Below are 14,110 nucleotides of genomic sequence, written 5' to 3'. Positions count from 1 at the left end.
CCCACCGGCCCCTCCCTCCCCCACCCACGGGAGGGGGCGGGCCGGAGGGGTAGGGGTGTGGGACGTAAAGCGAAGCAGTCCCACACCCCTACCCCGGAGGACCGCCACCGCACCCCGAAAACGCCCCGCGCAGCGGCACGCAACGCCCGCCGCAGGCGAACCCAGCCCAACCCCCACGGCGGGCCAGCCGAAACGTCGAAGCCAGCCAAGCGCAGCGGTTAGGCCACCTCGATCCCATACTCCCGCACCAACGCCTCCAGCCCGCCGGGGTAGCCCTTGCCGCCGATGACGAAGTCCCAGTCGCCGCCGGAGCGTTGCCGGAACGAGCCGAGTACCAGCGCGGTCTCGCCGCGCCGGCCGTCCGAGACCTCCAGCTGCCCGAGCTCCTGCCCCGTGGCGTCCAGCAGGCGGATCCGGGCGTCGGTGAAGCCGGAGAGGTCGGCGTCGGGGTCGGCCTGGGGGTCGATGGCCGCGACCAGGACCAGCCGGTCGGCGTCCGGCGGCAGTGCCTCGAAGTGCACCTGCATCGCGGCGCGGTCGGGCGCGAAGCCGGGCAGCATCCGCACCGATCCGTCCGGGGTGCGGGGGTTGTTGTAGAAGACGAAGTGGTCCTCGCTGAGCACCGTGGTGCCCTTGCACACCAGGGCGCAGACATCGAGGCCGACCTGGCCGGACCAGTTCATGCCGAGGATGTTGTGGTCCCCGGGCTCGTCGGTGGCGTGGGCACCGCCGGGCCGGTCGGCGGTGCCCAGGCGGCCGCGCAGCCCGTACCGGCCCAGCAGGTCGACGAGTTCCGGGCCGGCGATCAGGCTGAGCGGCTTGCCGTTGGCGAAGGTGTGTGCGCCGGGGCCGAAGCGTGAGGTGGTCACCAGCACGCCCTTGTTGGCGCCTTCGGACTGCACCGTGCCGTACAGGTCGCGCACGGCGGTCGGCGGGACGGTGTTGCGGTAGCGCTTGACCTGCACGACGATCTTGCCGCCGCGGATCGGGTCCGGGTCGAGGGCGTCCACGTCGACGCCGCCGTCGCCGGAGCGCTGGGTCGTCACGGCCTGCATGCCCATGGCGCGGAACAGCTCGGCGATCAGGTTCTCGAAGGCGATCGGATCCATCTCGTACAGATCCGGCTCGCTGTCGGTGCCGTGCGAGACGACCGTGGCGCCGCCGCCGACGTCGCCCGGCAACCGTCCGGGGCGTACCGCGGTCCGCTGGTCGGGGCGCGCGGCGAGCTGTCCGCGGAGCCCGTCGGTCAGACACTCCACGGCGCTGACCTGCTCCAGATGCAGGGAGTCGAAGGCGCGGCGGGGTGTCATGACGGTCGCGAGGTACACCTGGGCGGGGCGGCCGGTGGCCGGGTCCACATCGTCGACGAAGCCGTTGAGCGCCACTGATTCCAGCGCGCCGTGGGTGTCGGCGGCGAAGAGGTCGCGCAGTACCAGCAGCATGCTCTGGGCCAGTACGTCGCGGTAGAGCGCCCGGCGCTGCGCGGCCGGCCGGGCGGTCTCCTTCTCCTGGTCGGCGGTGGGCATGTACCGGACCGACTTGGCCGCCGGAACGACGTCGTAGCCGGGCAGCTCCCAGTCCAGTACGAGCTGACGGGCCGTCGGGTCGTAGGCGGCGGCGACCTGCCGGGGGAAGCCCTCCGGCCAGGCGGTGGAGGCGTACAGCGCGGCGGAGAAGTACTCGACGGCGGCCTCCGCGTCACCGGCGCGCAGACCGGCGAGCAGCTCCTCGATACCGGCGTTGTGCTGCCGGATCGCGTCCAGCGCGCCGGCGGCCCACTGGTCGTACTGCTGCCGGTAGGCGGCGAGCTGGGCCTGGCGCCGGCTCTCGGCGGCCTGTGCGGCGTACCAGTCCTGCTCGTAGCGGGCGCGGGCCTCCTGCTGGGCGCGGTCGCGGCGGCCGGCTCCGGCGTACCAGCCGCCCGTCGGGGCCTGGTAGCGGGCCGGGTCGGGCATCGGCACCGCAGTGGCCAGGGCGCCGGGTGCGAACTCCTCGATGCGCTCGGGCCGCAGCAGCGCGGCGGCGGTGAAGGCGGGCGCGCGGCACCCCTCGGCGAGCAGGCCGGTCAGCGCGGCGACCCGGGCGTCCAGTTCCCCGGTCCGGCGGCGGGCGTCGGCCTCGCGCTGCTGACGGTAGGCGGCCTGGCGCTCCCGGTGCATCCGCGCCATGGCGCGCTCGGCGTCGCGGGCCTGCCGTTCCTGGTCGCGGCGCTGCTGTGCGTACGCACGGCGCTGGGCTTCCTCCCGGCGCTGCTGCTGGCGCTGCGCCTCGGCCCAGACGGCCATTAATCCATGGGAACGGCGGCTCATGTCGACCTGTGTCCTCCCCCCGGGGCGGCTGCCCCCGGAACCCTGTGGAAGCGGCTTCACCTGCGCTGTTTCCACGACTTTAGCGGGGATGGCAGGCCGGTCCGGTGGGAGGACGGGAAGTTCCGGCCGGAGCCCGGGCGGCTCGTCGGGCGGGTTCAGCAACCGGCCAGCGCCGCCAGTTCGGTACCGGCGAGAAGAAAGGCGCCGACGCCGAAGTCGGCGGTGGAGTCATGGGTGACCGGCTGGCCGGACTCCGGCCGGTCGCCGACGTTCTGGACGTAGCCCAGGAAGCCGTCGGGGCGTACGGCCGTGCCGGCCATCGTGTTCCAGGCGCGGGCCCATCGCGTTCCAGGCAGGGGCGGCGACCGCCCGTTCGCCGAGACTCGGCGCCTCTGTCATCTGACGGTCCATCTGACGGTTGCTCAGCTCAGGCCGTCGTGCCCTGCCCAGTACGGGTCCCGCAGCTCCCGCTTGAAGAGCTTTCCCGACTCGTCGCGCGGCAGCCGCTCCTCGAAGACCACGGCCCGCGGGACCTTGTACCCGGCGAGCCGGCCGGCGACATGGGCGCGTACCGCGTCGGCGCTGAGCAGCACGCCGCGTTCGGTCTCCACGTGCGCGGCGAGGACCTCGCCGAACTCCTCGTCGGGGATGCCGAAGACGGCCACGTCGCGCACTCCGTCGAGGGTGAGCAGAGCGCCCTCGATCTCCGCGGGGTAGATGTTCACGCCGCCGGAGATGACCATGTCGTTGCGGCGGTCGCTCAGGTAGAGGTAGCCGTCCGCGTCGAGGTGGCCGATGTCGCCGATGGTGACGTACCCGGGCAGGCCCGGCGCTTCCATGGCGGCGCGCTTGGCCGGGTCGCCGAGGTAGGTGAACTGCGGCCAGCTGTCGGCGGGTTTGAGGTAGATGTCACCGGTGGCACCGGCCGGCAGCGGCCGCCCGTCGGGGCCGACGACCGCGACCCCGCCGGTCTCCCGGACCCGTCCGACGGTGCCGGGGTGGGCCAGCCACTCGGCGCTGTCGCACCATGTCACCGCGCCGGTCTCGCTGCCGCCGTAGTACTCGCGCAGTACCGGTCCCAGCCAGTCGATCATGGCGTGTTTGATGTGCGGCGGGCAGGGCGCCGCGGCGTGCACGACGGAGGTGAGCGACGACAGGTCGTAGCGCTCCCGTACGTCCTTGGGCAGCCGCAGCAGCCGTACGAACATCGTGGGCACGACCTGGACCTGCTCGATGCGATGCCGCTCGATGAGCCGCAGGAACTCCTCGGCGTCGAAGCGCGGCATCAGCGTGATGTCCAGGCCGGCGGCGAGCGCGAGCACGGCGTGCTGGCTGGGGGACGCGTGGTAGAGCGGTGCGGGGATGAGCGTACGGCCGCCGGGGGCGACGGCGAAGTACTCCAGGAACAGCCGCACCGCCTCCTCCAGCCGCTCCGGTGCCACGGGCTCGCGCAGAACTCCCTTGGGGCGCCCGGTGGTTCCGGAGCTGTAGATGACGGTGGGCGGGTGCTCGTCGGCGGCCCGCTCCAGGGGGGCGTGGCCGGCCAGCCAGTCGTCGAGCAGCGGGTGCGCCCCGGTCGGCGCTGGTGCGGCGATACCGCAGGCGGCCGCGACGCCGGCGGGAACGGCCGCCTCGATGATCCGTACGTCCTCGGGGAGCACCGCGCTCACCCCGTCCAGCAGGTCGGTGTGGGCGAAGACCAGCTTGCTCCCGCTGTCGGTGAGCACATGCCGTAGCTCGTCGTGCTGGAAGTGCCAGTTGACCGGGACGGCCGAGGCGCCGAGCAGGGCGGCCCCGGCGGTGATCTCCAGATGGGCGGGCTCGTTGCGCAGGACGACGGCGATCCGGTCGCCCGGCTCGACTCCCGCCGCACGCAGGCCGGTTGCGATGCGTGCCGCTCGTTCGAGGAAGGCCGGGTAGCCGCGTTCGTGACCCGCGCAGCGGATGGCCGGGGCGCCGGCGGCGGGTGGGGCGACGGCTTCCATGGTGCCTCCCATGAGCTCGGCCGGGGCCGCTCATTGAACAGGCAAACGCGGGCCGTCGCCAGGGCGCGTGAGGGCGCCGGGCACGCCCCGCACATCCGTCGCGCACATTCGGCCACCGCTCCGGACGAACGCCGGAGATCCGAGGTATCCATGAGCTGCACACGGGGCGTACGCGCATCTGTCCCGCCAACTCCCCTGATTCCCCTCGTGCTTGAGCTGGGTGCTCCGATGCTTATCGCGATGCCTATCGCATCCAGGGTCTTCCGGTCCGGGTGTGCGGGCCTGCACCATGCCGAGGGCCGGGCTCCGTCCAGCCGCGCTTCGACGGGACCTACACCTTCACGACCGTCTCCGACGACACCGTGCGGCTGTGGATCGACGGCAGGCCGGTGATCGACAGCGCGGCCCCGCACGGACCGCGGACCGACAAGGGGACCGTCACCCTCAAGGCCGGGCACCGGCACACCCTCCGGATCGACTACACGGAGCGGACCGGTGAGGCGCATAGGAAGCCGCTATGGACCAGCCCCGGCCAGGAGCAGCAGATCGTGCCGCGGAGCCAGCTCTACCCGGACTGACCGCGGCCGCGCGGACGGTAGCGGCCGGCGGGCGGCAGCGGGCGGGAGAGCCGGGAAATCCCTCGCCCCGGCTGGGCCGTTCGGGTCGGCGCGGGGGCGGTTGTCAGTGCCCGCTCCTATCCTCGGGGAGCATGAGCATCGACGAGATCCTGCGGACCCATGGCGAGGCCATCGCGCTCTTCGGAAGCCGGGTGCACGCCGTCCGCGACGACCAGTGGGACGGCCCGACGCCGTGCTCGCAGTGGTCGGTGCGCGATCTGGTGAACCACCTCACCGCCGAGCAGCTGTGGGTGCCCCGCCTGGTGCGGGACGGCGCCACGATCGCGGAGGTGGGCTCGGACTTCGACGGGGATGTGCTCGGCGAGGATCCGGCCGCGGCGTGGGACCGTGCGGCGGTGGCGGCCGTGGCGGCGTTCTCGGAACGCGACGCGCTGAGCCGTACGGTCCAGCTGTCGTACGGCTCCAGTCCGGCCGACGCGTACTGCACGCAGATGATGGCCGATGCGGTGGTGCACGCCTGGGACCTGTCCCGTGCGATCGGCGCCGACGAGCGGCTGCCCGGCCCTCTGGCGACGGCGGCGCTGCGCGAGGTGGAGCCGTATGCCGCGGGGCTCGATGCGTCCGGGCTGTTCGCTCCCGCGGTGGATCCCCCGGCCGATGCCGACGATCTCACCCGGCTGCTGTGCCTGCTCGGGCGACGGCCCTGACCCTGCGGGGCAGCGCCCCGGAGGCCGGGGCCGTCGCCCGGGCGTTCAGTCGATGCCGCGGATGATGTACGGCTCGGCGGGGTCGTCGTCGCAGCCGGCGAGGCGCACCGGCGCGCAGCGGTCCCAGACTTCGAGGTTGCGGACTTCCTTGATACGGCCTGGCCGCTCGCCGCGCTTCAAGCGGGGCTGCTTGTGTTGAGCCTTGTGCATAGCCACCACGCACTCCTTCTTCGAGGTATCGGTCCGACGCGGTGGCGCCTTGTTCACAAACCGGGAGGTCGGCCAATGGTTTGTGGCGTTCCCGCGACGGGCCAATGGTGTTGGCGTCTCCCAGAAAGGTCGTCCGTCGTCCCTCAGAGTAACGACGCCGCACTCCGCGCGCTCGGCGTTTTCCGGCGAGATGGTCATGTCGTGGGAAGGCGGGAATTCCACCCCCGGAAATGACGGGGAATTCCCGCGGGAATGTGAGGTACATCACTCACCCGAATGGCTCTGCGGTTGCTGCATTTGCCCCGATCCGTACGCTGGAGGGTGACCGCGCGGAGGGAGTGTTCCCGCCCGCGCGGCCTCGGTGCTACCCATGGGCGCGTGGCATGGTTCTCGGATTCCGGTTACTGGCTCGGGCGGCTCGTATTCCAGCGGACGCTGGCCGTTCTCTATCTGGTCGCGTTCCTCGCGGCGGTGCGGCAGTTCCGGGCGCTCATCGGGGCGCGCGGCATGCTGCCGGTGCCCGCGTACGTGGCGCGGGTGCCGTTCGGCGCGGCCCCCTCGGTCTTCCACTGGCACTACTCGGACCGCTTCTTCGCGCTGTGGTCGTGGTCCGGTGCGCTGCTGGCGGCGGCCGTGGCGGCGGGGGCCGCGGATGCCGTGCCGCTGTGGGCGTCGATGGTGCTGTGGGCCGTCCTGTGGGCGATGTATCTGTCGATCGTGAACGTCGGACAGACCTGGTACAGCTTCGGCTGGGAGTCGCTGCTGCTGGAGGCCGGCTCGCTCGCGGTGTTCCTCGGCAACGACGAGACCGCTCCCCCGGTGCTGGTCATGTGGCTGCTGCGCTGGGTGCTGTTCCGGGTCGAGTTCGGGGCCGGGCTGATCAAGATGCGCGGCGACCGCTGCTGGCGGGATCTGACCTGCCTCTACTACCACCATGAGACCCAGCCGATGCCGGGGCCGCTGAGCTGGTTCTTCCACCATCTGCCCAAGCCGCTGCACCGGGTCGAGGTGGCCGCCAACCATGTGGCCCAACTCGTCCTTCCCGTCCTGCTGTTCACCCCGCAGCCGATCGCCGGCTGGGCCGCGGCCGCGATGGTCGTCACCCAGCTGTGGCTGGTGATCTCCGGCAATTTCGCCTGGCTGAACTGGGTGACCATCGCCCTGGCCATGTCGGCCGCCGCCCCGCTGTGGGGGCAGCCGTCCGCCGCGCTCCCCGCGCCTTCGGTGTGGTTCGAGGTGCTGGTCCTCCTGGCCACCGCCGGCGTCCTGTGGCTGAGTTACCGGCCGGCGCGCAATCTGCTGTCCCGGCAGCAGATGATGAACACGTCCTACGAGTCGCTGCATCTGGTCAATTCGTACGGCGCCTTCGGCACGATCACCCGGGTGCGCCGGGAGATCGTGGTGGAGGGGACGGCGGATGCCGTGACCGGGCCCGGCACGACCTGGGTCGCGTACGAGTTCCACGGCAAGCCGGGCGATGTCGGGCGGCTGCCGCGGCAGTTTGCGCCATACCATCTGCGGCTGGACTGGCTGATGTGGTTCGCGGCGCTGTCGCCGGCCTATGCGCGGGCGTGGTTCGTACCGCTCGTGGCGCGGCTGCTGGAGAACGACCGGGACACGCTGCGGCTGCTGCGCACCAATCCGTTCCCCGATCTGCCGCCGGCCCGGATCCGGGCCCGGGTCTTCCGCTACCGCTTCACGACCTGGCGGGAACTGCGGGAGACCGGGGCGTGGTGGCATCGCACCGAGGAGCGGGAGTTTCTGCCGCCGGTAGCGCGGTCAGCTCTGCACGGAATGCGATGACCATGTCGCGGGCGTGCCGCAGTCCGATGCGCACGAAGTCCCTTTCCAGGTCCTCCAGTTCGGCCAAGGCCTCCTCGCGGGCGAGGCGGGCACGGGACTTGGCCAGTCCGAGCCGGGAGAGCGCCACGCCCCGGGGCTCCTGCATGTCGCTGAATTCCCGGAGCGCGAGGGTGTAGGTGTCGCGCGCGGCCTCGTAACGTCCGGCCCGGTAGAGGACGTTGGCGCGCATCTTGTGGTTGTAGGCGAGCGCCGACGCCAGGTCCATCGTGCGGCAGATGGCCTCCGCCTCGGACAGCAGCTCCAGCGCGCGGTCCGTCTCGCCCTGCACGGACAGCACATCGGCTATCCCCCGCAGCGACCAGGCGCGGCCGCGGGCGTCCTCGCCCGCCTCGGCGATCCGGGCGGACTCCTCGAACAGCTCCAGGGCCTTGTCGTAGTCGCCGGTGTTGCGGTGCATCTGGGCTATGCCGGACATCGCCCAGACCATGTGCCGGGCCTCGCCGTGCGCCCGGCCCTGTTCGAGCAGCTGCTCGTGGAGCTCGGCGACCGCGGCGTAGTCGCCCTGGATGCGGCCGGTCTCCGCAAGGCCGGCGAGCGAGTAGCCGTGGGCGAGGCGGTCGCCGCTGCCGTCGGCCAGGGTGACGGCGTGGGTGAGCAGCCGGCGGGCGAGCGGCAGGGTGCCGCACTGGCGGGCCAGGGTGCCGCCGCTCCACAGCGCCCAGGCCATGGCGCCGGCGTCACCGGCGGTGCGGGCGCTGCGGTAGCTCTCGCGCCAGGCGGCGCCGGCTTCGGCCACCCGGCCGAGGCGCCGGTTGGCCTCGGCGACCGCGAGGGCGGCCCGCGCCCGCTCCAGCGCGGTGCCCGCCCGGTCGTGCGCACGGCTCGCCGTCGCCAGTACCTCCTCGTACGAGGAGTTCACGCCCAGCGCCGAGCCCAACTCGCCCTGGTACTCCGGGGCGAATGCCTTGCCGTACATCGATCCGTGGCCTCTCCGTCATCTCCGTGCCTTGATCAGAAACTACGTGCGGCCAGGGCGCGGCGAATCAGCCCGCGTATGTGTTCTGCCGTACGACTCGAGTGCTACGAGTGGGGGTCATGGTCATCATGAGGATGTACGGGTCCGTCAGGGTCGCGCGGCCCTGAGCTGCCCCGGAATGCCGCCGCGGAGGCTCTGTAGAGCCGCGGGGAGGCCCCGGGAGGCCGTAGGGGACGGCCCCTCGGGGCGCACGGCCATCGCGTTGCACATACCGCAATTTGCGTTGTGGCGCTTGCCCGGGCCGGGCGCGGCAGGCCACCCTGCTGGCATGACAGCAGCGCGCACCGGAACGCGGTCCGGGATCGGGTTCGACCGCCGGCGCTTTCTGCGGACCGTCGCTGCGGGCCTGACCACCACGGCCGGGGCGGGGCTGCTGACGGCGGCGGACGACGCTCCCGGGCAGACCCGTCACCGCGTGGGCCCGCGCCGGAGCCCGGCCTCGGGCCCGCGCCGCTCCCGTCCGCTCTACCTGGGCACCTACACCTCGAAGGAGGGCGGCGGGACCGGCATCGGGCTCGCGTCGTACGACACCATGACCGGGCGGATCACCACCGCCGGTGTCGTGGCCGGGGTCGCCGACCCCTCCTACCTCGCGCTCGCGCCGGGCGGCCGCGCCCTCTACGCCGTCGACGAGCAGGAGCGGGGCGAGGTGACCGCCCTCGCGCTGACGCCCGGCGGCCCGCCCAGAGTGCTGGGCACCCGGTCCACGGGCGGCGCCGGTCCCTGCCATCTGTCCGTGCACCCCGGCGGACGCTGGCTGTTCAGCGCCAACTACCTCTCCGGCAGCGTGGCCGTCCACCCCGTCGACCGGGCGACCGGCACCCTGGGGGAACGCACCGACCTGGTCACCCACTCCAGCCCGCCGCCCGGCCCCGGCCAGGACGGTCCGCATGCCCACCAGATCCTCACCGCTCCGGACGGCCGCCATGTGCTGGCCGTCGACCTCGGCAACGACACCGTCTACACCTACCGGCTGGACGGCTCCGCCGGGACCCTCGCCCAGGTGTCGTACGCCGCGCTACGGCCCGGCGCCGGCCCCCGCCAGCTGACCTTCCACCCCTCCGGTGACTTCGCGTATCTGGCGAACGAGGTCGACAACACGGTCGTGGTCTGCGGCTACGACCGCCGCACGGGACGGCTGACGCCCGGGTCGCCGCAGTCCACCGGCACCGGCCCGGGGACCAGCTATCCGGCGCAGATCCTCGTCACCCGCAACGGCCGTTTCGCGTATCTCGCCAATCGCGGTCACAACAGCCTCACCCGCTACGCCGTGGAGGCCCGCGGGGCGCGGCTGCGGCTGCTGGACACCGTGCCGGTGGGCGGCGACTTCCCCCGGCAGATCGCACTCTCGCCGGATGAGCGCTGGCTGTTCGCGGCGAACCAGAAGTCCGGATCGGTGACGGTGTTCTCGGTGGACGTACGGACCGGGGCGCTCAAGAGCGCGGGCGAGCCGTTCGCGACGCCGATGCCGGTGTGCGTGCTGCCGCGGTGAGCGGCGGGGGTCAGGGCCGGACGGGCTTGCCGCGGTGAGCGGCGGGGGTCAGAGCCGGACGGGCTCTAGGCCAGATACGTCCGCAGCAGCCGGCTCAGCTCGCTCTCGAACCCGTCGTAGCGGGCGCGGAGCCGGCTGCCCGGCCAGTGCGGGGGCAGCAGTGCGTCCGGCAGCAGCGGGTCGGACAGGAGGTGGCGCAGGGCGGCCGCGGCGACCGTGAAGCGGTCGGCGGGGGAACCGGCGCGGTCCAGGGCGGACATCAGGGCGTCGGCCCGTGCCGCCCAGCCGTCCAGGTCCCACAGGCGGGCCGCGAGGGCGGCCGGGTCCTCGTCCGGGGTGCCGCTGAGCCAGGTGCACTGCTCGGTGGCGACGGGCGGGCGGGGCCGTTCGAGGTTGGCGGGGCGCAGCCAGCTGCCCTCGCGGAGTTCGGCCAGCCGCAGCGCCGCCATGGCCTGGCGCAGCGCGGTGCGCTCGGCGGCCGGACGGCCTTCCGGGGTGGTGACGACCGCGATCTCCCAGTCTCCGTGCCAGGGCCGGGTCCGCGGTGAGCGGCTCTCGTCCTGACGGGTCTGGCGCGCCAGCAGGCGGGCGGTCAGCGCGTACGAGCCGTCGGCCTGCCGCAGATCGCCGGCGGCCACCATGCGCGAGAGCGCGACCCGGACGGTGCCCTCGGCAATGCCGAAGAGTTCACCGACCCGTACCAGGGCGCGGGCGGGCAGCTTCGGCGGGTGGTGGCCGAGGAGGGTGCTCAGCACGATGGAGCGCGCGGTGAGGGGCCGCAGCGCGAGGGCTGCGGGGCGGCCGGGGTCGTCGTGGATGCCGGGGTCGTTCATATGTGCAGGAAATTCTAGCGGCGCCGCCCTTGCACGGCATTACAGTCTTCCCACGGCTGTTCCGTTTCTGTAACGTCGAGGTATGACCGTCACTCATGAAGTCGTGAATCAGGCCCCGCCGCTGACCGGGTTCAGCACGGCGGACGAGCCGGCTCTGCTGGAGGCGCTGCGCCGCGACGGCGCCGAGTGGGGCGTGCGGGAGGTGGCCGAACTCGGCGCGCTGGCCGGTTCGGCGGCGGTGCAGGACCAGGCCCGCTGGGCGGAGCAGCAGCAGCCCCGGCTGCACACCCACGACCGGTTCGGGCACCGCGTCGACGAGGTGGAGTTCCATCCGGCCTGGCACCAGCTGATGACCGTCGCGGTGCAGCACGGTCTGCACGGGGCGCCGTGGGCCGACGACCGCCCCGGGGCCCATCTGGTGCGCGCCGCGAAGTTCTACGTCTGGTCGCAGGCCGAGCCCGGCCACGGCTGCCCCGTCTCGATGACGTACGCCGCCGTCCCCGCGCTGCGCGCCGCACCGGACCTCGCCGCGCAGTACGAGCCGCTGCTGGCGTCCCGCTCGTACGACTTCGGGCTGCGGCCGCCGCTGACGAAGTCCGGCCTGATCGCGGGCATGTCGATGACGGAGAAGCAGGGCGGCTCCGACGTACGGGCCAACACCTCGCGGGCGGTGCCGGCCGGCGACGGCACCTTCCGCATCACCGGCCACAAGTGGTTCACCTCCGCCCCGATGAGCGATGTGTTCCTGGCGCTGGCGCAGACCGCGGAGGGGCTCGGCTGCTTCCTGGTGCCGCGGGTGCTGCCCGACGGCACGCTCAACGGGATGCGGCTGGTGCGGCTCAAGGACAAGCTGGGCAACCGCTCCAACGCGTCCTCCGAGATCGAGTACGACGAGGCGGTGGCCTGGCCGGTCGGCGAGCCGGGGCGCGGGGTACGCACCATCGTCGAGATGGTGAACATGACCCGGCTGGACTGTGTGCTGGGGTCGGCGGCCGGCATGCGGGCGGGACTGCGGCAGGCGCTGCACCACACGGCCCACCGGCGGGCGTTCGGGCGGGAGTTGGACCGGCAGCCGCTGATGCGCTCGGTGCTCGCGGATCTGGCGGTCGAGTCGGAGGCGGCGACGCTGCTGGGCATGCGGCTGGCCGCGGCGGTCGGCCGGTCGCAGGCCGGGGACGCGCAGGAGGCGGCGCTGCGCCGGCTGGCGCTGGCGGCCGGCAAGTACTGGGTGTGCAAGCGGGGCAGCAGCCATGCCGCGGAGGCGCTGGAGTGCCTGGGCGGCAACGGCTATGTCGAGGACTCCGGCATGCCGCGGCTGTACCGGGAGGCGCCCCTGCTGTCCATCTGGGAGGGCTCGGGCAATGTCGCCGCGCTCGATGTGCTGCGGGCGCTGGGCAAGGAGCCGGCCGCGCTGGACGCGTTCTTCGCCGAGGTGGAGACGGCGGCGGGCGCCGACCGGCGGCTGGACGCGGCGGTGGCCGGGGTCCGCAAGATGCTCGGCGCCCTGACCAATCCCGAGCGGGCGCAGCTGACGGCGCGGTCGCTGGCGGAGCGGATGGCGCTGGTCCTGCAGGGTTCGCTGCTGGTGCGGCACAGCGACCCGGCGCTCGCCGACGCGTTCTGCGCCTCGCGGCTCGACGGGGAGTGGGGCCATGCGTTCGGCACCCTGCCGGCCGGTGCCGATCTGACGGCGGTCCTGGAGCGCGTCCGGCCCCGGACGCCGGATGCCGCCGGGGGCGCGGCCTGATGGCCGTATGGGTCGAGCGCGCCGGGCCGGTGACGACGGTGGTGCTGTCCCGGCCCGCGTCCCGCAATGCCGTGGACGGGGCGACCGCGCGCCAACTGGCCGACGCCTTCCGCGAGTTCGACGCGGATGACACGGCGCGCGTCGCCGTGCTGTGGGGTGCGGGCGGCACGTTCTGCTCCGGCGCCGATCTCAAGGCGGTGGGCACCGCGCGCGGCAATCGCGTCGCGCCGGACGGCGACGGGCCGATGGGGCCGACCCGGATGCGGCTGAGCAAGCCGGTGATCGCGGCGGTGGCCGGTCATGCGGTGGCCGGCGGGCTGGAGCTGGCGCTGTGGTGCGATCTGCGGGTGGCGGAGGAGGACGCGGTCTTCGGGGTGTTCTGCCGGCGGTGGGGGGTGCCGCTGATCGACGGCGGTACGGTGCGGCTGCCGCGGCTGATCGGCGCGAGCCGGGCGATGGACCTGGTCCTGACCGGGCGCCCGGTGCCGGCGGCGGAGGCGCTGGACATCGGGCTGGTCCACCGCGTGGTGCCGGCCGGGACGGCGCGCGCGGAGGCGGAGCTGCTGGCGGCGGAGATCGCCCGCTTTCCGCAGGCGTGTCTGCGCAGCGACCGGGCCTCCCTGCTGGACCAGGAGGGCAGGGACGAGACGGCCGCGATGGCCGAGGAACTCCGCTACGGCCAGTCGGTACTGGCCGAGGCGATGACGGGCGCGGCACGGTTCGCCGCGGGGGCGGGGCGGCACGGGGAGGCGGACCGCACGTAGGCGCCCACGGGTCCGTTCGCCCGAGGTGACACCATTCGCCCCATGAGCGATGTGAACTACCCCGAGGTGGGCGGCACCCGGCGCACCCCGCTGCCGTCCGGCTACCACCACCTCCGCGAGGAGCTGCCGATCGGCCGCGGCCGCGAGGTGCTGGCCGCGGCGGGCGAGGCGATCACCACCTTCCGGCTGCACCGGGCGGCGGGCACCGGCATCCGGGCCGACGCGGAGCGGGCCGCACCGGGCGTCGCCGTCGAGGTCTCGCTGGGCATCGGCCCGCTGCGGCTGCGGGCGCCGTGCCGGGTGGTGTGGACGGTGGCCGACGAGGACCGCGTCGGCTTCGCGTACGGGTCGTGCGAGGGGCACCCCGAGTGCGGTGAGGAGGCGTTCGTGGCCGAGCTGCGCGCCGACGGTTCGGTGTGGTTCACCGTGACCGCCTTCAGCCGCCCGGCCCGCGCCTTCACCCGTCTCGCCGGCCCCCTGGTCCCGGTCTTCCAGCGGCAGTACGTACGCCACCTCGGCCGCACGCTGCGCCGCCTGGCGAACCGCTGACAGCCGTCCCGGGAAGTGGCCGGAACACCCATTATCCGTCCGCTTTTCTCACGCCCTGATGCCGCCCGGAGACGCGTAGTTACCGACGCGTAGCCCC

The 14,110-nt window shown here is 73.3% G+C and carries 13 protein-coding genes; 7 read left to right on the top strand and 6 right to left on the bottom strand.

Features of this window, described 5'->3' with window-relative positions:
- Positions 1-218 precede the first annotated feature (218 nt).
- The 3 genes from ACWD6P_RS19550 to ACWD6P_RS19540 form a co-directional block, all read right to left on the bottom strand.
- Positions 219-2,309: a restriction endonuclease gene (locus tag ACWD6P_RS19550; RefSeq protein ID WP_451445369.1), complete on the bottom strand. Its 2,091-nt coding sequence runs from the start codon at positions 2,307-2,309 to the stop codon at positions 219-221.
- A 155-nt stretch (positions 2,310-2,464) separates the two neighbouring features.
- Entirely contained in the window at positions 2,465-2,665 is a 201-nt protein-coding gene (locus ACWD6P_RS19545; protein WP_451445427.1) for a glycoside hydrolase family 88 protein, read from the bottom strand.
- 66 nt (positions 2,666-2,731) lie between these two features.
- Positions 2,732-4,294, bottom strand: a complete 1,563-nt coding sequence (locus ACWD6P_RS19540) for an AMP-binding protein (RefSeq protein ID WP_451445368.1) — start codon at positions 4,292-4,294, stop codon at positions 2,732-2,734.
- Between the two features lie 272 nt (positions 4,295-4,566).
- On the opposite strand from ACWD6P_RS19540, the gene ACWD6P_RS19535 reads away from it, so the two are divergent.
- Positions 4,567-4,872 carry a PA14 domain-containing protein gene (locus ACWD6P_RS19535; protein WP_451445367.1) on the top strand — a complete coding sequence of 102 codons (306 nt, stop codon included), beginning with the start codon at positions 4,567-4,569 and terminating at the stop codon, positions 4,870-4,872.
- A gap of 131 nt (positions 4,873-5,003) precedes the next feature.
- Complete coding sequence (locus ACWD6P_RS19530; RefSeq protein WP_451445366.1) at positions 5,004-5,579, top strand: TIGR03086 family metal-binding protein; 576 nt, start codon at positions 5,004-5,006, stop codon at positions 5,577-5,579.
- Positions 5,580-5,624: 45 nt separating this feature from the next.
- On the opposite strand, the gene ACWD6P_RS19525 is transcribed toward ACWD6P_RS19530, so the two are convergent.
- Positions 5,625-5,789, bottom strand: a complete 165-nt coding sequence (locus ACWD6P_RS19525; protein WP_451445365.1) for a hypothetical protein — start codon at positions 5,787-5,789, stop codon at positions 5,625-5,627.
- Between the two features lie 378 nt (positions 5,790-6,167).
- On the opposite strand from ACWD6P_RS19525, the gene ACWD6P_RS19520 reads away from it, so the two are divergent.
- Positions 6,168-7,592 (top strand): lipase maturation factor family protein, encoded by a 1,425-nt coding sequence (locus ACWD6P_RS19520; protein WP_451445364.1) that lies wholly within the window; start codon positions 6,168-6,170, stop codon positions 7,590-7,592.
- On the opposite strand, the gene ACWD6P_RS19515 is transcribed toward ACWD6P_RS19520, so the two are convergent.
- The gene (locus tag ACWD6P_RS19515) at positions 7,486-8,568 is read right to left on the bottom strand and encodes a tetratricopeptide repeat protein (protein ID WP_451445363.1); all 1,083 of its coding nucleotides are present in this window, start codon (positions 8,566-8,568) and stop codon (positions 7,486-7,488) included. The genes ACWD6P_RS19520 and ACWD6P_RS19515 overlap by 107 nt on opposite strands.
- Positions 8,569-8,896: 328 nt before the next feature.
- Between ACWD6P_RS19515 and ACWD6P_RS19510 the strand changes: the two genes are divergently transcribed.
- Positions 8,897-10,120, top strand: coding sequence for a lactonase family protein (locus ACWD6P_RS19510; protein WP_451445362.1), 1,224 nt, complete (start codon positions 8,897-8,899; stop codon positions 10,118-10,120).
- A gap of 65 nt (positions 10,121-10,185) precedes the next feature.
- On the opposite strand, the gene ACWD6P_RS19505 is transcribed toward ACWD6P_RS19510, so the two are convergent.
- On the bottom strand, positions 10,186-10,953 hold the full coding sequence (locus tag ACWD6P_RS19505) for a PaaX family transcriptional regulator C-terminal domain-containing protein (protein ID WP_451445361.1): 768 nt from the start codon (positions 10,951-10,953) through the stop codon (positions 10,186-10,188).
- An 82-nt stretch (positions 10,954-11,035) separates the two neighbouring features.
- On the opposite strand from ACWD6P_RS19505, the gene ACWD6P_RS19500 reads away from it, so the two are divergent.
- Genes ACWD6P_RS19500 through ACWD6P_RS19490 form a run of 3 tightly spaced genes read left to right on the top strand, consistent with a single transcriptional unit; the run spans position 11,036 to position 14,013 of the window.
- Entirely contained in the window at positions 11,036-12,700 is a 1,665-nt protein-coding gene (locus tag ACWD6P_RS19500) for an acyl-CoA dehydrogenase family protein (protein WP_451445360.1), read from the top strand.
- Positions 12,700-13,464 carry a crotonase/enoyl-CoA hydratase family protein gene (locus ACWD6P_RS19495; protein ID WP_451445359.1) on the top strand — a complete coding sequence of 255 codons (765 nt, stop codon included), beginning with the start codon at positions 12,700-12,702 and terminating at the stop codon, positions 13,462-13,464. Before ACWD6P_RS19500 ends, ACWD6P_RS19495 begins: the two co-directional genes overlap by 1 nt.
- Before the next feature lie 42 nt (positions 13,465-13,506).
- Positions 13,507-14,013 carry a DUF1990 family protein gene (locus ACWD6P_RS19490; protein ID WP_451445358.1) on the top strand — a complete coding sequence of 169 codons (507 nt, stop codon included), beginning with the start codon at positions 13,507-13,509 and terminating at the stop codon, positions 14,011-14,013.
- Positions 14,014-14,110 lie beyond the last annotated feature (97 nt).

It is taken from the genome of Streptomyces sp. NPDC002446, assembly GCF_053595675.1.
This window is presented reverse-complemented; position numbering and strand designations above follow the sequence as displayed.